The following is a 19,304-nucleotide window of genomic DNA, read 5'->3' on the forward strand; positions in this document are numbered from 1 at the left end:
CGTTCACGAACGTGTTCACTCCGCTATCAATACTCGACGGGTTGACCTGCCTGGGGAGGTACTCGTGGCCGACGAGCCGCACTTAGAGATCAAGCCGCGCCCGGCGCTCCCGCACGCGCTGACTCCACGGTCGCCGAGGAGGGTGGCCGCGGTGCTCGGCGTCATCGGGCTGGTGCTCATCGTCGGCGGCACGTTGATCATCCGACCGCCACGGCAGGCTGCGACACCCCTGACCGTGGTCAAGGCGAAGATGGCCTCCAAAGCCGACTACTTCACGGATCCGAAGGTGCTCGAAATCCTGCGCCACCACGGGATCGACCTTCGGGTGACCAGAAGCGGATCACGCGAAATGGCCCTGAACGATCTCCAGGAGTTCGACTTCGTGTTTCCATCCGGACGGCCGGCGACGCAAATGATCGAGAAGAGACTGAACACGAGCGCGGGCCGAAACCCGCCATTCGCGACCCCACTCGTGCTCGGGACCTATCGAGCGTACGCGGAAGCCCTGCGCAGGGCAGGTGTCGCCTGGCTTCGCGACGGCCAAGGATCTCCTGATTCCCTCTATTACACCATCGACCTGAAGAAGTTCACCGAGTTGACCGAGCGGGGTACGACCTGGAACGACTTGGGAATCGGCGACTTCGGACGACCCAACCGAAACGTGGTTCTCGCGCATTCCACGAACGTGTGCAAGTCGAACGGGGCGGGCAATTACCATGCGCTGGTCGCGTACGCCATGAACGGCTACCGGACCCTGACCACTCAAGAGGAAGTCGACAGGTTCGCCGCACAATTGCGGCCGAGGTACCTCGACCAAGGCTTCACGCCAGACGAGCCACTCCAGCTCTACCGGAACGCGGAGGGCAAGCAGTCATATCCGATCGTGGCGTTCTACGAACACCAGTTCCTCGCCTATCAGCTGAGCCAACCTCGCGGCAAGCCGGACACCGACCGGGTCCTGCTCTACCCTGCCGGCCACTTCGAGACCGAGCCGACAATCATCACGCTCACCGACCCGGGAAAGCGTGTCGCGGAACTGCTGGAAACGAACGACGAGCTCCGGAGACGAGCGGCCGAAAAGGGGTTTCGGGTACTCGAACCGCACCATAGTGCGGCCAGCCCGACACTCACAAAGGTACTGGAACAGCACGGAATCGAGTCACCGTCCGACGGCAACGACCACACCAAGAGCTCGCTGCCGCACTTCGATCTCTACGAACGCCTGATCACCAGGATCGGTGAGTGTCCACGATGAGGACGTTGACGAAGGCCCCCGGCGCGCTCCTGTGCGTAGCGCTCCTGGCGACCGCCGCGTGCACGAGCGGCCAGTCCGACGACCAGCGACCGACCGGCACGACGCTGCGCGTGATCGCGAGCTCCGAACTGGCCGACATGCGACCACTGCTGGACCAAATGCGCAAAGAAACAGGCGTCGAACTGGTCATCGAACACCGCGGCACAATCGACGCCACGAACTCCCTCACGCCAGGGAACTACCAGCACGACATCGCCTGGCTGTCCACCGATCGCTATTTCGACCTCAAGCTCATCCGCTCCGGTTACACCGGACCACGGCCGATCAGCAACAGGTTCATGGTCACCCCACTGGCGATCGGCGTGAAACCCCGAACGGCGGAGGCGCTTCGCTCGTCGACGGCCGATCGGCACCTGTCCTGGGCGGATCTCGCCGATCGCGCCGCGATGGGCATGACCCGCTTCGGCATGGCCGATCCACGTCACGCCGGAAGCGGGCTCTCCGCGTTGATCGGTGTGGCCACGGCCGCCGCGGATACCGGCAGGGCGCTGCGTCCCGAAGACGTCACGTGCGACCGGCTGCGCGGGCTGTTCACCGGGAGGACGCTCAACGCGGACACGTCGGCCCAGCTCGCGGAGGAGTTCACCGCGAAGCAGGACAGCGCGGACGCGCTGATCAACTACGAGTCGGTCCTGCTGTCGATGAACGCGAGCGGCAAACTGCGCGAACCGCTGGAGATCCTCTATCCGCGCGACGGGCTCGTGCTTTTCGACTACCCGATGCTGCTGCTCGACCCGGCCAAGCGTGAGGCGTACGACAAGGTGATCGCCTGGCTCACCACCGACCGGGCGCAGCAGGAAATCATGGAGCGAACCAAACGCCGGCCGCTGGACACCCGGATTCCCCGTGATCCCCGATTCCGCGAGCTGTCCACGAACACGCTGTATTTTCCCGGCCAGCAGGAAGTCATCGACAAGGTGCTCGCCGAGTACGGCCGGCCACAATCGCAGAAACCCGCGCACGTCGTCTTCGCGCTCGATTTCTCCGGATCGATGGCCGGCTCGCGAATCGCCGCGCTGAGATCCACGTTCGCTGGGCTGACCGGTGGCGATCCGTCGACCGTCGGAAAGTTCGTCCGCTTCTACAAGGGCGAGCGGTTCACGGTCCTCCGGTTCGGCGGCCAGGTGCTCGACGAGCGCGACTTCACGATCTCCGGCCAGCAGGACCTGGACGCGATCCGCGACCACATCGCGGTCGACGGCTTCGACCCGTCCACCGGCGTCTGGGCGGCGCTGGACCGGGCCTACGCCAAGGCGGCCGAACTGACCCGCGAGCACCCCGACGTTCCGGTCACCGTGGTGCTGATGACCGACGGCGAGAGCAACACCGGCCCGGCCCTGTCGGAATTCCTGCGCCGGCACGACGCGCTCCCCCCGGCGGCGAAGGCCGTGCGGACCTACGCCGTCCGGTTCGGCGAGGCCAACGCGGCCGAACTGCGGCGCGCGGCGGAGGCGACCGGCGGCCGCATGGTGGACGCGAACGCGACCTCCCTTTCCCAGGCATTCAAGGAGATCCGTGGCTGTCGATAACCCGTGGTGGTGGGTACTGACGCTGGCCGGCGCCGCGCTGGTGGCGGTGGCCGTGGTGCTGCTGGTCCGCGGGCGCGGTTCCGCGCGCCCGAACCTGGAGGTGGACGGCGACATCCCGTTCTACCTGGACGAGGATCTGGTGCTGGACCTGTACCAGTTCGGGGGCAACGCGTTGTCCCGCGAGGTGGAGACGTACTTCGCGGAGAACTCGCAGAACGCGCTGTCCGCCAAGGCCGGTCCCGGCCAGGGCAACCTCGGCCGCACGCGGGAACGGTCGACCCGCATGGCGTACTCGGAGAACGTGCGGGCGATCAACGCCGCGAGCGAGGTGATCAAGCAGCTCCGGGACGCGGACCTGATCATCTACGCGGACCTGCGCGGCAACCGGGTCGAGCCACACGACCGGCACGGCGAGTCCGGCACGACAAAGCTCAGCGACAGCAGGATGTTCGTGTCGGTCGTCGGCACGTTCACCAAGGTCGAGTCGCCCGATACGTTCGTCCGGTTCCGCGCGCCGTACGGGCACGACGGCCAGGGGCACGTGCGGATCAAGCTCAACGCCGACTGGGTGCGCGGTCAGCTCCCGGAGGGCGAGCTGCGCGCCCGCTGCCTCGGCAAGATCGAGGAGTGGAACGCGGAGGACCGCGAACTCAAGATGTGGGTGATGGCGATCTTCCGCTAGCGCTACTCCACGCGGTCGGCCCCGGCCGGCTCCCACAGTTGCACCGGGTTGCCCTCGGGGTCGGCCAGGTCGGCGAACCGGCCGTTCGGGTAGGTCTCCTCGTGCACCTCGACCTCGATACCGGCCCCACGGAGCTGCGCGACCATGGCGTCGAGATCACGCACCCGGAAGTTGACCGCCCACTGCTGCTCCGGCCGCCGGAAATGCTCGGAGTCGGCCGGGAACGCGGAGAACACCGTCGGTCCGGCCTCCTGGTCCCAGGAACGCTCGTCGTAGCTGGCCGGCGGCGGCCGCACGCCGAGGTTGTCCTCGTACCAGGCGGTCAGCGCCTCCGGGTCGCGCGCCCGGAAGAACAATCCGCCGATACCAGTGATCCGTTCCATAGTGCTCCTCTCAACGCTCGGCAGCGAGACGCCGCACGAGCGGCAGAATGTCGGCCGCGAGAATCTCCCGCAGATAGATCGCGGCCACCCGGTGCTGCCGGTCCAGCACGATCGTGGACGGCACCACCGAACGCGGGTAGCCCTTGAGGCCGAGCAGCGACCGGCCCGGCGTGTCGTAGATCGACGGGAAGGTCAGCTTCCGGTCACGGACGAAATCCTGCGGCGCGCTGCGGATGTTGTCCCGCAGGTCGATGCCCAGCACCTGCACGCCGGACGGGCCGGTCTGGTCCTGCACCTTCTGCAGCTCGGGCGCCTCGTTGCGGCACGGCGGGCACCACGCGCCCCACAGGTTGAGCACGACCACCTTGCCGGTGAAGTCGGACAGGCCGATCTGCTTGCCCTCCTCCATCAGGCTCTCGCCGGACACCTGCCCGATCGTCTTGCGCTCGGCGCCCTCGTAGGTCAGCTCGACCTTGCCGTCCGGCGCGACGAAGCTGAAGTCGCCGGTCGGTACCTCGTCGGTGCCGACCGAGCAGCCGGCCAGCGCGAGGCAGGCGGCGGTCGCGGCGATCACTCGTCGGATCATGCGCCGGTGACCTTCGGGCTGGACGCGCCGGCCGGCTCGGAGTACCGCACCCCGACCAGTTGCTCGTCGTCGAACTCGAAGCTGGTCAACGAGGCCAGCGAACACTCGCGCCGGCGCGGGTCGTGCCAGAGCCGCTTGCCCTCGAGGAACCGGCGCACGGTCCAGATCGGAAGCTGGTGCGACACGCACACCGCCTCGTGCCCCTCGGCCGCCGCCCGCGCGCGGTACACGGCGGCCAGCATCCGGTGCGCGACCTCCAGGTACGGCTCGCCCCACGACGGACGGAACGGGTTGCGCAGCTTCGGCCAGTTGCGCGGCTGCCGCAGCGCGCCGTCGCCCACCGAGACCCGCTGGCCCTCGAACACGTTGTCCGCCTCGATCAGCCGGTCGTCGGTGGCCAGATCGATCCGGTGCGAGTCGGCGATCGGTGTCGCGGTCTCCTGCGCGCGCTGCATCGGGGACGCGACGACGTGCGCGATGTCGTTGTGCCGCAACGATTCCGCCACCGTGAGGGCCTGCCGCGAGCCCAGCTCGGACAGCTTGAAGCCGGGCAGGCGGCCGTACAGGATTCCGTCCGGGTTGTACACCTCGCCGTGCCGCAGCAGGTGGACGACCGTCCTCATCGGGCACTCTCCTTCGCGGAGGCGGCCGCCCGCGCGGCGTGCGGCAGCGCGTCGGCGATCACCTCGAACTCGGCGTCGGTCATGGCCGCGTTGACGAACCACACCTCGAACGCGCTCGGCGGCGGATACACCCCGCGCTCCAGCAGCGCGTGGAAGAACGGCGGGAAGCGCCAGGTGTCGGCCGCCTTCGCGCCGGCGTAGTCGATCACCGGCGACTCGCTGAAGAACACGCTCACCAGGTTGCCGGCGAACTGCACCCGGTGCGGCACGCTCTCGGTGGTCAGCGCCTCGGTGATCAACGTGCCCAGCCGGGCGGCGTTGGCGTCCAGCGCGCGGTACACCTCGGGGCCGGCGTTGCGCAGCGAGGCGAGCCCGGCCGCGACCGCGACCGGATTCCCGGACAGCGTGCCGGCCTGGTACACCGGCCCGGCCGGAGCCAGGGCGGCCATCACGTCGGCCCGCCCCCCGAACGCGGCGGCCGGCAGCCCGCCGGACATCACCTTGCCGAACGTGTACAGGTCGCCCGCGACGGCGTCCAGCCCGAACCATCCGGCCGCTGACGTGCGGAAACCGGTCATCACCTCGTCCATGATGAGCAGCGCGCCGTGCTCGTGGCAGGTGTCACGCAGCGTGGCGTTGAACCCGTCGACCGGCGCGACCGCGCCCATGTTGCCGGCCGCCGCCTCGGTGATCACCGCGGCGATCCGCTCGCCGTGCTCGGCGAACGCGGCCTTGAGCGCGTCCACGTCGTTGTACGGCAGCACGATCGTGTCGTGCGCCTGCGCGCCGGTGACACCCGGCGAGGTCGGCAGCCCGAGCGTGGCCACGCCCGAGCCGGCGTCGGCGAGCAGCGCGTCGACGTGCCCGTGGTAGCAGCCGGCGAACTTCACGATCACGCTGCGGCCGGTGAATCCACGCGCCAGGCGGATCGCGCTCATCGTGGCCTCGGTGCCGGAGTTGACCAGGCGCACCTGGGACACCGGCGCCACCCGCCCGATGATCTCCTCGGCCAGCGCGATCTCGCCCTCGGTGGGCGTGCCGAACGACAGGCCGCTGATCGCCGCCGCGCGCACCGCGTCCACCACCGCCGGGTGCGCGTGCCCGAGGATCATCGGCCCCCACGAGCCGACCAGATCGACGTACTCGGTGCCGTCGGCGTCGGTCAGCCTGGGGCCCTCGCCGCGCACCATGAACCGGGGCGTCCCGCCGACCGCCTGGAACGCGCGCACCGGCGAGTTCACGCCACCCGGGGTGACCGCTCGCGCACGTTCGAACAGTTCCGCCGACCGGGCCGCCTGCTGTGCATCTCCATCCGTCACGGCCCCAGTCTTGCAGGCGCCCGAACGGATCAGCCGCGGTGGCGGCCTCGGGTGCGGATGGCGAGGACGAGCTGCCGGAGGGCGTCCAGCACGAGGATCGCGGCGATCAGGCCGAACCCGATCGCGGCGGCCTGCCAGTAGCCGTGGGTGAGCGTGGAATCGAGCCGCACGCCGCCGTCCAGCTCCATGGTGATCGCCTCGATCCCGCGCGGCCACGCCCAGAACGCGGCGAACACGGCGGCCACGGCGAGCAGCAGCTCGACGCCGGCCACGATCGCGCGCCACGGCCGGTTCAATCCGCCGCGCTCCGATGGCGTGGCGGACTCCGCCCAGGCGGCCTCGGCTTCCTCCAGTGACTGCGCGCTCACGCTCTACACCCTCTCACGAGCGCTGCCGCGCCCGCTTCGTCTGGTTGAAGTACTCCGTGGACTCGGGCTTGAACATGTACACCACGGCGGCCACCGAGAACGCGACCTGCGCGACGTCCCACATCATGTCCAGCGGCGCCCCGGCCTCGACGAGGACACTGAACAGTCCCATCGCGCCGAAGATCGCGAACACGGTGAGCACGATGCGCGCCCAGTTCCGCCCGGCGCGCATCTTGTACACGAACAGCGCCGCTATCCCGGCTCCCACGAACACGGCTACCGCGGCGACCGGCTTGATCGTGCTGACCAGGTTCGCGACGTCCGCGTCGGTGAACGCCTTCCCGCTGCCATCCAGGAACTGCCGCGCGTAGTCGTTGGCCCACTTGTCCCGGATCACCATGGTCAACAGCGTCGACACGATGCTGATCGCCACGCCGCCCAGTGCGAGCAGGAACGCCGTGTCGATCGCCTTCGGCCGCTCCGGCTGCTTCGGCAGCTCGCGGTCCGACGGCGGTGGAGCCGGCTCGATGTCCACTGTGGACTCCCTCTCTACCGTGGTTCGACCAGTGTGCCGATGGCGTCACGCAGGGCCTTACCGTCCCGCGCCCACGCCACGACAACGGAGTCGTCGTCCAGCTTCAGCGGCACGTCGTCGAACTTCTTCGGCACCGCCCATCCCCCGCCGAGCACCCGCGCGCCGACCGGCGTCCCGACGTCGGTCACGGCGCGAATCTGTGCCACCGCGAGGTTTTCCCGTCCCTGCGTGAACGTCGTCGGGGTGAGCCGCACCCGGCAGACCATGCGGCGCGCGCGCACCCAGACCGCCGCCATCCCGGCGAGCGCGAGGCCCACCAGCGTCCACGGCAGCCAGTACGTCGCGCCGGTCGCCGCCTCGATCGCCATGCACGCGGCGGCGAACACCGGGCCCCACAGGACCGGCCACCAACTCGACCCGTCCTCGGCGTAGAGAACGGGCCCGCTGTCGTCCGGTTCGGTCATCGCTTGCGCGAGTCGTCGCCCTTGTAGAACTCGGTGGCCTGCGGCGTGTACATCAACACGGTGGCGATCAGCGCGAGCAGCGCGGACAGCAGGCCGACCGGGTGGCGGAACAACAGGTAGAAGAACAGCACGGTGATCACCGCGAGCACGGTCAGGATCGTGCGGGAGGACCGCACACCCTGGCGCGCCTTGTACGCGAACAGGGCGAACAGCGCGGCGAACACGATCGTGCCGAGGAAGATCATCCAGACCAGCGTGGTGGTGCCCGACTCGATCTGGTCCGGCGTGAGGCTGGCGTTCTTGTTCGCCTTGATCAGCTCGTCGATCAGCTGACTCTTGGCGGCGAGCAGCAGGATGCCGCACAGCACGCCGGCCGCGCCCGCCACGAACCACAACCAGAAGGACACCATCACGAGCCGGGGTGCGTCGGCTGTCCGGTCGCTGGCCTTGCGGTCGTCGGCGGACGGCAGGCCAGGGAACTTGGGCAGGGCCGGCCGCTGCTTGCGGACCCGCTCCGGTCGCTCGTCGCCGTTCGAACCGCTCTCGTTCGAGTCGGCGGCGTCCGAATTGCCTGAAGTCGTCACCTGAGAAACGTTAGACCGGCACGTCAGGGCGGCCGACACCACCCTTCACTAGTGCCTCGATGAGCACCACGCCTACTCCGATCGTGTGGTCCCCGCCAACTCCTCTTGCCTCAGCCGCCGTTTTGCTAGCCTCGTCCGGGAGGAGACACGGCTCATCACTCTCCGTACGTGAGCCGGGATCGACAAGGGGGATCAGACGTGGCCGAAGAAGGCGAGCGCGGAGCCGACTCCCGCGCGTTCAACGCGACACCGGTCGGCGACATCAGCGGCTACATGGGCCAGATGCACGCCGTCCTGGCGGCGCCACCGGTACCTACCGCCGAGAACGTCCGCGTCAGCCCGGACAACATCCTCCGGGCCGGCAAGATCATCTACAACGAGGCTATGTTGCTCAGGCAGGCGGCGTTGCAAGCAGCAAGGCTGATAAATGTCGTGCCCCCCGGTGAGGACGACATCAGCAAGGCTATGGCAGCCGAGTGGAACAAACGGCTCACGAGAAATCCGGACTCCGTCACAAACCAGGTCGCAAAATACGCGGATAACCTCATCGGCTTGTGTAATAAACTCTATACGACCGCAAGGCAATACGGGTATTCAGAACAGAAGATACAGGACTACTTCCGCAATTCGGAGAACCTCGATGTCTAGCCGACGCGGATGGGCAGCTGTCGTCGCCCTGAGTGCCGTACTGCTGACTGTCGGCTGCGATTCGGGCAGCACCGGAAATGCCACGCCAGGACCCCCAGCCAGTGGAACAACGGCGACCGAGGAAACTACGATCCCGCAGCCGACGTCCGGTTCTCGGACACGAATCACCCCAAGCCGAGCACCGTCAGTGGAGATCCCGCCACGCCCGCGTGCCATCCCCATCGTCGGCGTCGATCCCTGTGCCCTGGTCACATCCGACCAGCAGCGGGAATTGAGGGCCGCTGCACCTTGGCGCGCCCCATATAGTGAGAAGCTCAAAGCGGAGTCATGTCTCCTCAATGCGGGAGCACAGCCAAGGTTCACCTACTACGTCAGCCTCACGACCCGCAGCGGAATTGAACCCTTTTTAACACCGGGTGGCGCGAACACTGACGCGCGGCTTGTGAATATTGGCGGATACGGTGCTGCCGAATACAAACTGATGGGTGTCGAGGACACGTCGTGCGACGTTTCGATCGACATCGCACCTGGTCAGCAATTGGAAAATCGGGTGGATGCGGTGACTGGCTACTACAAGCAGGCCCAGTTGTGCCAGTTCGCGACGCAGCTGGCGCATGCGACGTTGAAGACATTGCAGGCTATTCGTCCTTGAGGGGGATTCATGACGAACCAGCAAGCACGGCTTGACCAAGCGCGGTACGCCGCTATGTCGACCGAGGAGTTGGTCACCGAGGTGACTCGGCTCAGCACGGGGCCAGGATCGCAAAGCTTTCACGACGCGGTGTCTCAGTTGGAGGGGCTGACCGGGCATCTGTCACGAGCCGACAAGACGATTCGCGACAAGATGCGCGAACTCGGCGTGACGTGGACCGGGCAGGCCTCCGAGGGCAGCCAGGCCGTCGGCGCACAGCAGGCGGACTACGGCGGCAGCGCGGGGCACGGCACCACCGGCACGGCCAGGGCCACCACTGGCGCCGGCGAGAGCTACGACCGCGCGTTCAACGGCTCACCCGACCCCAACGATCTGGCGCAGTCCACTCAGTGGCGGCAGCCGGAGCAGCAAACGATCGCCCCGTGGGACGACTACACCCAACAGGCGAACGCCGAGGAGGCGAAGCGGCAGCAGGCCATCCAGTCGCTGGAAGGCTACGGGCGCGACAGCCAGACACAACTGGACGGCTTTCGGCCGTTGCCCGAACCGCCTCCGCTCAACCTCGATTCCGGCGCTGTCGTGGGTGGAACCGGCTCGACATCGGTGTCCGGTTGGACGCCGACTGGGAGCGGCACGCCGACCGGCGTGTCCGGCCTTGGGTCGACGACGGGTCTTCCGACCGGTGGCGGGGCGTCGCACATCCCCACGATCAACAATCCGGGTACGCCGCCGGTGGCGGGTCCGCCGGGGACGCCGGGTCCTGGGCCGATCGTGGGGCCGGGTCCGGTTCCTGGTGGTGGGCCGATCTCGAACGTGCCGGGTGGTGGGTTGCCGATACGGCCCGGTATGGGCATTGATGCGGCGCAGGCTGCCGCGTTGGCCGCGAGTGGGCTGGGTGGTGGGGTGGTTGATGACGAGGAGCGTCGTGCCCGCCCCGGTAGCCGAGGCCCCGGTGGCGCGCCTGGTGTGCCGAAGCCGGGTGCTGTGCCATTGGGTGCGCCGGACGCCGAGGAAGCTCGTGCGGCACGCAATGCCGAGCGGGTCGCGCCCAGGCAGGCGCCGCGTGCGGGTGGGTTGATGTCCCCGGCGGCGATGGCCGGCGCCGGTGCTGGGGCGCCTGGTGAGGACGACGATCTGGAGCACAAGGACAAGTACGGGTTCGGCGACCCGGAAATGTTCGAAGACGACACCCTCGTCGCCCCGGCGACGATCGGTGAGGACGACGAATAGCCGTGCACCAACCACAAGCCAGTGCGGTGCTGTCCGCGCTGGAATTCGACGTCGCCTGGGAATCAGAAAACCTGCCACCACGGCACGTGGTGATCGGCTTTCCGAGCCCGGGACGGACTCATGCCGAGCGCCGCGAACTGGAGGCGCAAGCCTGGGAGTCGCTGAGCCGGCGCGGTCTTGCGAAGGGTGAGCAGGTCACCCCCGATCTGGCGGACGACCTGGCCCTGCTCGCCACCGCCGAGCTGTCGCTGGACATCTGGGTGCGAACCGACCACGAGATCCGCGCACTCGCCGTGGCCACCGGCCGCCGCGGGCTGATGGCCGTGGTCGAGCACGACCAGGTCCACCTCGTCCCGGCACGTGACACCAGTCTGGTCGGCACCGCCATCTGGCTCACCGGAGATCTACCCGCAGGGCCCGGCCACTCGGTCACCGTCCCGACCGAGGCGCTCAAACGAGCCGACAAAGCCGGGCGGCAGCCGCACGAAGTCGTTGCGGCACTGAAGAAAGCCGGCGTCAAGCTCGTCGACGCACAGTTGCTGGTGCGCATGTTCGAAGACGCGCACAGCCGGGGACAGATCGGCGTGCAACACCGCCACCGGGACGGCCGAGTGGTGCGCGCCGACCGGCAGGTCAACTTCCACGACACCGACAACGGCCGCTACGTCTTCCTCACCACCACCAACGACGACGGCCGCCAATGGAGCACCCTCGCCCCCGCCGACAACCAACGACTCGCCGCCTGCGTCCGCGAGCTGATCGACGAAAGTCGCTGACGCCGTTCATACCGCCGCCGGCAATGTCGGAACCGGCGGGCTGGAACGGAGGGGATGTCGGCTGAGCTGAGAGAGTTGGAGATCTTTCTCGCCGTCGCCGAGGAACTGCACTTCGGCCGGGCAGCCGAGCGCATGTACCTGTCGCAGCCCCGGGTCAGCCACGCGATCCGCTCGCTGGAGCGGCACATCGGCGGCCGCCTGTTCGACCGGAACAGCCGGAATGTACTTCGAGCTGGACTACTACGCAGACCCGTCGCGTGGTGCCGTTCCCCTGTGGCGCAACGAGATGGCGGAGCTGAGCTGGCTGTACTGGCTGACCTTCGACGGACTGTCGGCGGCCGGCCGGGTGTCCACCCCGACGCTGTTCGTGCACTCGGACGACTGCGTGCTGCCGGACAACGCGCACACTGTCCACAATGGACTCGCGGGGCCGAAGCAGCTCGTCTGGGCCGAGGGCGGGCAGACCGACTTCTACGACCGACCCGATCACGTGGCGCTCGCCGTGGACGCCGCACCAAGCACTTCGAGGAGACCCTGTGACTGGACTTACACCGACCTGTGGGGCGGCGAGCCCGCGGAGATCGCGGCCGATGATCTGGTCGAACAGTGGCAGGGCCTGCTGCCGGGTTCACCGCGACGCGGCACATGACCGGGCCGGTGCTGGAGACCGAGAACGGCGACGGCACGCGGCTGGACACGCACGTGCGCGGATACCACCACATCGCCGGCGCGGACGGCGGCGACATCTGGGCGGTGCACGGGCACTACATCGCCCACGTGGTCGACGGCGCGATCACCGAGCTGACGCTGCGGCTGTTCTACCAGGAGGGCAACCTCGCCGCGACAGCTGACCGTCCACAGTGGACGATCAGGGCAGCGAGCCGGGCCGTGCGAGCCACCGCGCGTGCTGCCCGGTGACCCCCGCGATCAGATCGAAGTCGTGGTCGTAATGCAGCACCGGAAGGCCGGCCGCCTCCGCCGCCGCCGCGATCAACAGGTCCGCGGGCTTGACACCGCGCTGGTGACCAGCAGCGGCCAGTTCGGCTTGGACTTGCCGCGCCCGCTGAAGTTCGGCGGCGCCGATCTCGCACTGGCGCAGGACACCGAGCAGACGCGACTGCTTCGCGAAGCGTTCGCTGTTCTGCGCGCCTCGCAAGAGTTCGAGCGCGACCAGATCGCAGGTCGCAACCATCCCGCGTCGAGTCGAGTCGTCGAACTGCGGCGCGATCTCAGGTGAGTTCCTCGCCTTGCTCCACGCGCTGGTGTCCGCCAGATGCGCCTCATCGAGCGGCAGGTTCGCGATCTCGCGATGCGACGCCCTCTGGCGACCGGTCACGAGGCGCGGTCGCCGCGCGAGTCGGCGAGATCGGAGACGGTGATGTCGAACTCGTTCACCGAGAACTCGGCCAGCGCGGCGCGCCTGACCACCTCGGACATCGCCGCGTTGATGGTCTCGGTGACGCCCTCGGTGCCGAGCACCCGCCGGGCGTCACTCAACAGCTCGTCATCGAGGTTGACCGTTGTTCGCGACATCACTCACCTCCAGCGCATATGCATCACAGGTTACCAGGATCGTGCATCAGTTGGCGAGGCAAGTGATGCACAGCCGTATTACAGCCAGTCGGCGGCTTCGGCTGCCCAGTAGGTGAGGATCATGTCCGCGCCGGCGCGGCGGATCGAGGTGAGCGTCTCCAGGATCGTGCGCCGGCGATCCAGCCAGCCGTTCGCCGCGGCGGCCTCGATCATCGCGTACTCGCCCGAAACCTGGTACGCCGCAACGGGAACGTCGCTCTGCTCGGACACCGCGCGGATCACGTCCAAATAGGACAGTGCGGGCTTGACCATCACGATGTCGGCGCCCTCGTCAAGATCCAACTGCAACTCACGCAGTGCTTCGCGCACGTTCGCGGGGTCCTGCTGGTAGGTCTTGCGATCGCCGGTCAGCGATGACTCGACCGCGTCCCGGAACGGGCCGTAGAACGCCGAGGCGAACTTGACCGAGTACGCCAGGATCCCGATGTCGGTGTGCCCCGCCGTGTCCAGCGCCTCGCGGACCACGCCGACCTGGCCGTCCATCATGCCGCTCGGACCGACCATGTGCGCACCCGCCTCGGCCTGCGCGACGGCCATCTCCGCGTACCGGGTGAGCGTGGCGTCGTTGTCCACGTTCCCTTGCGCGTCAAGGACTCCGCAGTGCCCGTGGTCGGTGAACTCGTCCAGACACAGGTCCGACACGAGCACCGCGGCATCGCCCACCTCGTGCCGCAGATCGCGCAGCGCCACGTTCAGCACGCCGTTCGGATCGGTGCCACCGGAACCGATCGCGTCCTTGGTCACCGGCACGCCGAAGAGCGCGATCCCGCCGACGCCCGCGCGCACCGCGTCCACCGCGGCCTTGCGCAGGCTGTCCCGCGAGTGCTGCAGCACCCCGGGCATGCTCGCCACCGGCACCGGTTCGCCGGCGCCCTCCTTGACGAACATCGGCAGGATCAGCTGCTCAGGTCGCACGGTCGTCTCGGACACCATGCGGCGCAACGCCTCCGTGCGGCGCAGCCGGCGCGGGCGGTGGGTCGGGAACACGATGGCCTCCCTAGCGACGGGCCCTCTTGGTCTTGCGCGGCGGCGGCAACGCACCCTCGGCGCGCAGCCGGGCGGCGTGCTCGGCGAGCGCGTCGACCAGCAGGGCGGCCTGCGGGTTCTCCGGCTGCACGTCCACCCGCAGCCCGAACTCGCGCGCGGTCTCCGCCGTCTTCGGACCGATGCACGCGACCAGCGTGCGCGCGTGCGGCTTTCCCGCGATACCAACGAGATTGCGCACCGTGGACGACGAGGTGAAGCACACCGCGTCGAACCCGCCGGTCTTGATCATCTCGCGGGTGTCGGCGGGCGGCGGCGCGGCGCGCACCGTGCGGTACGCGGTCACGTCGTCGATCTCCCAGCCGCGGTCGCGCAGCCCGGCGGCCAGCGTCTCGGTGGCGATGTCGGCGCGCGGCAGCAGCACCCGGTCCACCGGGTCCAGGATGTCGTCGTACGGCGGGAAGTCGGCCAGCAGACCCTCGGAGGACTGCTCACCGGAGGGCACCAGCTCGGGGATGATGCCGAACGAGCGCACCTTCGCCGCGGTGGCCTCACCGACGCAGGCAATCTTCACGCCGGAGAACGCCCGCGCGTCCAAGCCGAACTCGGAGAACTTCTCCCACACCGCGCGCACCGCGTTGGTCGAGGTGAACACGACCCACTGGTAGCGGCCGTCGACCAGACCCTTGACCGCGCGCTCCATCTGCGCGGGCGAGCGCGGCGGCTCGACGGAGATCGTCGGCACCTCGGACGGGATCGCGCCGTGCGACCGCAGCCGCTCGCTCATCTCGCCGGCCTGGTCCTTCGTGCGCGGCACGAGCACCTTCCAGCCGTACAGCGCGCGCGACTCCCACCAGGACAGCTTCGACCGCGCGGACACCGCGGCGCCGATCGTCACGACCAGCGAGCCGGGCAGTTCGCCGGCGTCCTGGGCGAGCGAGGCCAGCGTGGTGTCGATGGTGCGCTGGCCGGAGCCGGTGCCGTCGGCGGTCACCGCGACCGGGGTCTGCGGCGCCAGGCCGTGCTCCACGAGCGAGGAGGCCGCCTCGGCGAGGTGGCTCGCGCTCGCGTGCAGCACGATCGGGCCGGGCGAGCCGGCCAGGCCCGCCCAGTCGGTCTCGCCGCGCACGTCCACCTCGACGTGCGTGGAGCCGAGCGCGACACCGGCGTACGCCGGAACCGCGACGCCGGCCGACACGCCGGGCACCACGTCGAACGCCACGCTGGTGCGGGACAATGCCTGCACCTCCGCGACGACCGCGGTCTGGGTCAGCGGGTCGCCGGAGACCAGACGCACCACGGCGCGCCCGGACTTCGCCTCGCCGGTCAGATCCTTGGCGACCTCGCCTGGCTCACCGACGGCCGGCCGAACCTCGGCGCCATCATCGGCATAGGCCAGCACGCCGGCTGGCACATCCGGATCGGTCACCACGAGCTCGGCGCGCCGCAACACCTCCTTCGCGCGGACAGTCAACAGTCCGGCATCACCGGGACCGGAGCCCACGAACGCGACGCGCCCCTGGGTCTTTCGTGCACGGGTGGTCATCTCAGGCCACTTCCTTGTCAACTAAGCCTCGGGGCCGGACAGCACCCCGGCCCCGAGCTCGAGCAGTTCGGCGGCCACCGCGCGGCCGAGCTGCTCACCTTCGGTCAGGTCTCCGGTGGCCGACGCACGCAGGATCTCTCCCGTGTCCGCGGCGGCGCACCCCCGCAACGACAGACGCAGTACGACCGCGCCGTCGTCGTTGAGGTCCTCCACCACATCGGCCAATGCCCCGACGGGCGCCTCGCAGCCGGCCTCCAGCGTGCGCAACATGGCGCGCTCGGCCGCGATCACCGCCCTCGTGGCAGTGTCGTCCACAGTGGACTGAAGCAGGTGCTCCACGTCGACGTCGCCCGCCCGGCACTCCACGGCCAGCGCCCCCTGCGCGGGACACGGGAGCATCTGGATCGGGTCGATCGTCTCAGTGATCTCGTCCAGCCTGCCCAGCCGGGCCAGGCCGGCACGAGCGAGCACCACCGCGTCGAGCTCACCGTCGCGCACCTTGCGAATGCGGGTGTCGACGTTGCCGCGAATGGGGACGATGTCCAACCCGAACCCCAGCGCCTCGAGTTGGGCCGCCCGGCGAGGCGAGCCGGTGCCCACCTTCGCCCCCTGCGGCAGCTCCCCCAGCGTGAGCCCGTCACGGGCGATCAGGACGTCGCGCGGATCCTCCCGGACCGGCACGCCGGCCATCGCCAACCGCTCGTCCGGCGCGGTCGGCAGGTCCTTGTACGAGTGCACCGCGACGTCGATCTCGCCGCCCGCGAGCGCGTCGCGCAGTGCGGAGGTGAACACTCCGATGCCGATCTCGGCGATCGGCTTCATCGACAGGTCGCCAGGGGTTTTGATCGTGACGATCTCCACGTCGGCGCCGGCCGCGATCAGCGCGTCCGCGATCGTCTGGGTCTGTGCGAGGGCCAGCTTGCTGCCCCTCGTGCCGATCTTCATCCGGCGGTTCACCGCACCTCACCGTCCAAAGTGGACTGTCCATTGTGGACGCCATGGTCGGGCGAGGCGACCGCGCGGGGCAGCTCCGGGTCCAGCCCGAACAGCTCCCGCAGCGCGTCGGCGTAACTCTCGCCGGCCGGCCCGGCGGCCAGCTCCTTCACCCGCACGGTCGGGGTGTGCAGCAGCTTGTCGACCACCCGGTGCACCGTGCGGCCCAGTTCCTCGCGCACCGACGGGTCCAGGTCGGGCAGCTTCGTGTCCAGCCGCAGCAGCTCGGCCTTCACCACGTCGGCGGCCTGGCGGCGCAGCGCGGTCACCGTCGGGGTCACCTCGGCCGACCGCTGACCGGCAAGGTACGCGCGCACCTCCTCGGCGACGATCTCGCCGGCACGCGTGGTGTCCAGCCCCTGCGGCGAGCTCTCCAGCCTGCGCCGCAACGTCTCCAGGTCGATCACGGTCACGCCGGGCAGTGCGGCGACGGCCGGGTCGACGTCGCGCGGCAGGCCGAGGTCGCACACCGCGAGCGGACGGCCACTCGTGCGCGCGGCCACCGCGTCGGCGGTCACCACCGTGCCGACCGCGCCCGTGCAGGACACCAGCACATCGGCGTCCGCGAGGTGCGTGCCGAGGTCGTCCAGCCCGACCGCGCGAGCCGGAATACCGTTCTCGGCAAGGGAATCGGCCAGCCGTGAACCCCGCTCGCGGGTGCGGTTGGCGATCACCACGTCGCCGATCTCCGCCCGGCGCAGCGCCGCGGCGGCCAGCCCACCCATCGAGCCGGCACCGACGACCAGCGCGCGCCGGCCGGCCAGCCCGCCGAGCAGCGCCTCCGCGTCGGCCAGCGCCTCGGACACCACCGAGCGGCCGGCCTGGTCCAGCGCGGTCTCCGCGTGCGCCCGCTTGCCGACCCGCAGCGCCTGCTGGGTCAGCTCGTGCAGCGTGCGACCCACCGTGCCGGTCTCCCGGGCGATGCCGTAGGAGGTGCGCACCTGGCCGAGGATCTGCGACTCCCCGACCACCATCGAGTCCAGCCCGGCGGCGACGGTGAACAGGTGCTCCACCGCGGCGGCCGCGTAGTGCACGTACAGGTGCTCATACAGCGTGCCGGCATCCAGCCCGGAGTAGCGGGCCAGCACGTTCACCACGTCGGCGAGGCCACCGTGGAACGCGGTGACCACCGCGTACACGTCGACCCGGTTGCACGTCGAGACCACGAGCGCCTCGGCCACGTTGGCGCACTGCTGCAGCTCGGTGAGGATCTTCGCGGTGTCCTCGGCCGGCACCGTGGCGCGCTCCAGCACGCGCAGGTCCGCCGTGCGGTGTGAGAGCCCGACCGCGAGCACGCTCATCTGCCGATCACCACCCCGTCGACCGAGGGCAGCACCGTGCCGTTGGTCTCCTCGGCGTCGCGCCCGTCGGCCCGCCGCGCCACATGGAAGGAGAGGATCTGCAGCTCGACGGCGAGGTCGACCTTGCGAACCTCGACGTGGTCGGGCACCTGCAGCACGACCGGAGCGAAGTTCAGGATGCACTGCACGCCGGCGGACACCAGCCGGTCGCACACGGCCTGCGCGGCCGGCGGCGGGGTGGCGATCACACCGATGGAGATCTCCCGCTCGGCGCACACGCGGGGAATGTCCTCGATGTGGTCCACCGGGAGGCCACCGACGGGCACGCCGATGAGATCGGCGTCGACATCGAACAGCGCGGTCACCGGAAATCCTCTGCCTGGGAAGCCGCCGTAGTTGGCGAGCGCATGTCCGAGGTTACCGATTCCGACGACCGCGACGCTGTGCTTGCGGGTCAGGCCCAGGATCCGCTCGATCTGGTCGATCAGGACGGCCACCTCGTAGCCGACGCCGCGGGTGCCGTACGAGCCGATGTAGGACAGGTCCTTGCGCAGCTTCGCGGAGTTCACGCCGGCCGCCGCGGACAGTTCCTCGCTGGAGACGCTGGCCACGCCCTGCTCGGACATTCCGGACAGCACGCGCAGGTAGACGGCGAGCCTGGCGACCGCGGCCTCGGGGATCGACCGCGCCCGCGCCACCGGGACCTCCGCCGTCACGGCCGGCATCGGCGTGGTGACCTCCGCCGCGTCCTCGGTCGGCGGCTTGGGCCGGGCTCCCGGACGACGGGACCCGTCGCGCTGGCCACGCTGCGACGCCACGCTCGATCTCCTCACGGACACGGATCTGCGATACCCGGCGATCGACCTTCGGGATCGTCCTGGGGCGGACCTACGGTAGCCGCTTGTGAACGCAGGCACAAAGTCTGAGGTAGACAGCTCGGGCAAGGTCGCTGCGTCTTCTATCGAGGGCAGGGTCGCCGAGTCGGCTTCGCCGACGGCCTGTGGTCTTTTTGAGTGGGTGGTTGCGGGCCGCGAGGTGGGTGGCTGAGTTGATTGGGTGGTCCAGCCACGCCACCTCCACGACAGCGGGCTCGTTCCTCGCCCGCTGTCCCTCCGGCGTCGTAAGGGCGACCGCCCTCGCCAAAGATTGCGACCTCAGCGTGGTTTGCGCTCGGTGCGGCCAAGCTGGACGGC

Annotated in this window: 24 protein-coding genes and 1 pseudogene; 10 read left to right on the top strand and 15 right to left on the bottom strand. The window is 69.2% G+C overall.

Translation table 11 applies throughout. The annotated features are described in order from the left end of the window. The first annotated feature begins 64 nt into the window (after positions 1-64). From EV193_RS02100 to EV193_RS02110, 3 genes are read left to right on the top strand one after another with little or no spacing between them, the layout of a single operon-like run. Entirely contained in the window at positions 65-1,255 is a 1,191-nt protein-coding gene (locus EV193_RS02100) for a hypothetical protein (protein ID WP_130342218.1), read from the top strand. A 5-nt stretch (positions 1,256-1,260) separates the two neighbouring features. Next, on the top strand, positions 1,261-2,844 hold the full coding sequence (locus EV193_RS02105) for a substrate-binding and vWA domain-containing protein (RefSeq protein WP_242613089.1): 1,584 nt from the start codon (positions 1,261-1,263) through the stop codon (positions 2,842-2,844). Then, entirely contained in the window at positions 2,831-3,526 is a 696-nt protein-coding gene (locus tag EV193_RS02110) for a hypothetical protein (RefSeq protein ID WP_130342220.1), read from the top strand. The genes EV193_RS02105 and EV193_RS02110 overlap by 14 nt, the downstream gene beginning before the upstream one ends. A gap of 2 nt (positions 3,527-3,528) precedes the next feature. Here EV193_RS02110 and EV193_RS02115 read toward each other — a convergent pair whose 3' ends face one another. Genes EV193_RS02115 through EV193_RS02150 form a run of 8 tightly spaced genes read right to left on the bottom strand, consistent with a single transcriptional unit; the run spans position 3,529 to position 8,388 of the window. Beyond that, positions 3,529-3,909 (bottom strand): VOC family protein, encoded by a 381-nt coding sequence (locus EV193_RS02115; RefSeq protein WP_130342221.1) that lies wholly within the window; start codon positions 3,907-3,909, stop codon positions 3,529-3,531. A gap of 10 nt (positions 3,910-3,919) precedes the next feature. Then, the gene (locus tag EV193_RS02120; protein ID WP_130342222.1) at positions 3,920-4,495 is read right to left on the bottom strand and encodes a TlpA disulfide reductase family protein; all 576 of its coding nucleotides are present in this window, start codon (positions 4,493-4,495) and stop codon (positions 3,920-3,922) included. Next, a complete protein-coding gene (locus tag EV193_RS02125) occupies positions 4,492-5,118 on the bottom strand; it encodes a histidine phosphatase family protein (protein WP_130342223.1) in 627 nt (208 codons plus the stop codon). Before EV193_RS02125 ends, EV193_RS02120 begins: the two co-directional genes overlap by 4 nt. Further along, a complete protein-coding gene (gene hemL / locus EV193_RS02130; protein ID WP_130342224.1) occupies positions 5,115-6,437 on the bottom strand; it encodes a glutamate-1-semialdehyde 2,1-aminomutase in 1,323 nt (440 codons plus the stop codon). Before hemL ends, EV193_RS02125 begins: the two co-directional genes overlap by 4 nt. A gap of 29 nt (positions 6,438-6,466) precedes the next feature. Next, complete coding sequence (locus tag EV193_RS02135) at positions 6,467-6,805, bottom strand: hypothetical protein (RefSeq protein ID WP_130342225.1); 339 nt, start codon at positions 6,803-6,805, stop codon at positions 6,467-6,469. Between the two features lie 13 nt (positions 6,806-6,818). Next, the gene (locus tag EV193_RS02140) at positions 6,819-7,340 is read right to left on the bottom strand and encodes a hypothetical protein (protein WP_130342226.1); all 522 of its coding nucleotides are present in this window, start codon (positions 7,338-7,340) and stop codon (positions 6,819-6,821) included. Between the two features lie 14 nt (positions 7,341-7,354). Continuing rightward, entirely contained in the window at positions 7,355-7,804 is a 450-nt protein-coding gene (locus EV193_RS02145; RefSeq protein ID WP_130342227.1) for a hypothetical protein, read from the bottom strand. Further along, positions 7,801-8,388 (bottom strand): hypothetical protein, encoded by a 588-nt coding sequence (locus EV193_RS02150; RefSeq protein ID WP_130342228.1) that lies wholly within the window; start codon positions 8,386-8,388, stop codon positions 7,801-7,803. Before EV193_RS02150 ends, EV193_RS02145 begins: the two co-directional genes overlap by 4 nt. 198 nt (positions 8,389-8,586) lie before the next feature. Between EV193_RS02150 and EV193_RS02155 the strand changes: the two genes are divergently transcribed. The 7 genes and pseudogenes from EV193_RS02155 (at position 8,587) to EV193_RS02180 (ending at position 12,612) form a co-directional block, all read left to right on the top strand. Next, positions 8,587-9,036, top strand: a complete 450-nt coding sequence (locus tag EV193_RS02155; protein WP_130342229.1) for a PE domain-containing protein — start codon at positions 8,587-8,589, stop codon at positions 9,034-9,036. Then, positions 9,029-9,688: a DUF3558 domain-containing protein gene (locus tag EV193_RS02160; RefSeq protein WP_165401181.1), complete on the top strand. Its 660-nt coding sequence runs from the start codon at positions 9,029-9,031 to the stop codon at positions 9,686-9,688. The genes EV193_RS02155 and EV193_RS02160 overlap by 8 nt, the downstream gene beginning before the upstream one ends. Before the next feature lie 9 nt (positions 9,689-9,697). Further along, positions 9,698-10,918, top strand: coding sequence for a PPE domain-containing protein (locus tag EV193_RS02165; RefSeq protein WP_130342231.1), 1,221 nt, complete (start codon positions 9,698-9,700; stop codon positions 10,916-10,918). 2 nt (positions 10,919-10,920) lie between these two features. Continuing rightward, on the top strand, positions 10,921-11,694 hold the full coding sequence (locus EV193_RS02170; RefSeq protein ID WP_130342232.1) for an ESX secretion-associated protein EspG: 774 nt from the start codon (positions 10,921-10,923) through the stop codon (positions 11,692-11,694). A gap of 54 nt (positions 11,695-11,748) precedes the next feature. After that, positions 11,749-11,859: pseudogene (locus EV193_RS34680) on the top strand (helix-turn-helix domain-containing protein); the annotation flags it as partial. A gap of 55 nt (positions 11,860-11,914) precedes the next feature. Further along, positions 11,915-12,343, top strand: a complete 429-nt coding sequence (locus EV193_RS33925; RefSeq protein ID WP_242613167.1) for an alpha/beta hydrolase family protein — start codon at positions 11,915-11,917, stop codon at positions 12,341-12,343. Next, positions 12,301-12,612 (top strand): hypothetical protein, encoded by a 312-nt coding sequence (locus EV193_RS02180; RefSeq protein ID WP_130342234.1) that lies wholly within the window; start codon positions 12,301-12,303, stop codon positions 12,610-12,612. Before EV193_RS33925 ends, EV193_RS02180 begins: the two co-directional genes overlap by 43 nt. Here the strand turns inward: EV193_RS02180 and EV193_RS02185 are convergent. The 7 genes from EV193_RS02185 to EV193_RS02215 all read right to left on the bottom strand — a co-directional run bounded on the left by EV193_RS02185 (position 12,563) and on the right by EV193_RS02215 (position 18,929). Next, positions 12,563-13,030, bottom strand: a complete 468-nt coding sequence (locus tag EV193_RS02185; protein ID WP_130342235.1) for a PIN domain-containing protein — start codon at positions 13,028-13,030, stop codon at positions 12,563-12,565. The two genes, EV193_RS02180 and EV193_RS02185, sit on opposite strands and share 50 nt — an antisense overlap. After that, positions 13,027-13,227, bottom strand: coding sequence for a type II toxin-antitoxin system VapB family antitoxin (locus EV193_RS02190; protein ID WP_130342236.1), 201 nt, complete (start codon positions 13,225-13,227; stop codon positions 13,027-13,029). The genes EV193_RS02185 and EV193_RS02190 overlap by 4 nt, the downstream gene beginning before the upstream one ends. A gap of 78 nt (positions 13,228-13,305) precedes the next feature. Then, complete coding sequence (hemB, locus tag EV193_RS02195; RefSeq protein WP_130342237.1) at positions 13,306-14,274, bottom strand: porphobilinogen synthase; 969 nt, start codon at positions 14,272-14,274, stop codon at positions 13,306-13,308. Positions 14,275-14,284: 10 nt separating this feature from the next. Next, positions 14,285-15,817: a bifunctional uroporphyrinogen-III C-methyltransferase/uroporphyrinogen-III synthase gene (locus tag EV193_RS02200; protein ID WP_130342238.1), complete on the bottom strand. Its 1,533-nt coding sequence runs from the start codon at positions 15,815-15,817 to the stop codon at positions 14,285-14,287. 21 nt (positions 15,818-15,838) lie between these two features. After that, positions 15,839-16,762, bottom strand: coding sequence for a hydroxymethylbilane synthase (gene hemC, locus EV193_RS02205; protein WP_423202123.1), 924 nt, complete (start codon positions 16,760-16,762; stop codon positions 15,839-15,841). Positions 16,763-16,770: 8 nt separating this feature from the next. After that, entirely contained in the window at positions 16,771-18,111 is a 1,341-nt protein-coding gene (locus EV193_RS02210) for a glutamyl-tRNA reductase (protein ID WP_130342240.1), read from the bottom strand. Then, positions 18,108-18,929 carry a redox-sensing transcriptional repressor Rex gene (locus tag EV193_RS02215; RefSeq protein ID WP_130342241.1) on the bottom strand — a complete coding sequence of 274 codons (822 nt, stop codon included), beginning with the start codon at positions 18,927-18,929 and terminating at the stop codon, positions 18,108-18,110. The genes EV193_RS02210 and EV193_RS02215 overlap by 4 nt, the downstream gene beginning before the upstream one ends. Between the last annotated feature and the right edge of the window lie 375 nt (positions 18,930-19,304).

Source organism: Herbihabitans rhizosphaerae (genome assembly GCF_004216555.1).
Taxonomy (GTDB): domain Bacteria; phylum Actinomycetota; class Actinomycetes; order Mycobacteriales; family Pseudonocardiaceae; genus Herbihabitans; species Herbihabitans rhizosphaerae.

Excerpts from the sequence above, each read along its gene's own strand:
- EV193_RS02115 (WP_130342221.1), bottom strand. The coding sequence starts at position 3,909 with ATGGAACGGATCACTGGTATCGGCGGATTGTTCTTCCGGGCGCGCGAC.
- EV193_RS02120 (WP_130342222.1), bottom strand. The coding sequence starts at position 4,495 with ATGATCCGACGAGTGATCGCCGCGACCGCCGCCTGCCTCGCGCTGGCC.
- EV193_RS02125 (WP_130342223.1), bottom strand. The coding sequence starts at position 5,118 with ATGAGGACGGTCGTCCACCTGCTGCGGCACGGCGAGGTGTACAACCCG.
- EV193_RS02145 (WP_130342227.1), bottom strand. The coding sequence starts at position 7,804 with ATGACCGAACCGGACGACAGCGGGCCCGTTCTCTACGCCGAGGACGGG.
- EV193_RS02160 (WP_165401181.1), top strand. The coding sequence starts at position 9,029 with ATGTCTAGCCGACGCGGATGGGCAGCTGTCGTCGCCCTGAGTGCCGTA.
- EV193_RS02165 (WP_130342231.1), top strand. The coding sequence starts at position 9,698 with ATGACGAACCAGCAAGCACGGCTTGACCAAGCGCGGTACGCCGCTATG.
- EV193_RS33925 (WP_242613167.1), top strand. The coding sequence starts at position 11,915 with ATGTACTTCGAGCTGGACTACTACGCAGACCCGTCGCGTGGTGCCGTT.
- EV193_RS02190 (WP_130342236.1), bottom strand. The coding sequence starts at position 13,227 with ATGTCGCGAACAACGGTCAACCTCGATGACGAGCTGTTGAGTGACGCC.
- EV193_RS02200 (WP_130342238.1), bottom strand. The coding sequence starts at position 15,817 with ATGACCACCCGTGCACGAAAGACCCAGGGGCGCGTCGCGTTCGTGGGC.
- hemC (WP_423202123.1), bottom strand. The coding sequence starts at position 16,762 with ATGAAGATCGGCACGAGGGGCAGCAAGCTGGCCCTCGCACAGACCCAG.
- EV193_RS02210 (WP_130342240.1), bottom strand. The coding sequence starts at position 18,111 with ATGAGCGTGCTCGCGGTCGGGCTCTCACACCGCACGGCGGACCTGCGC.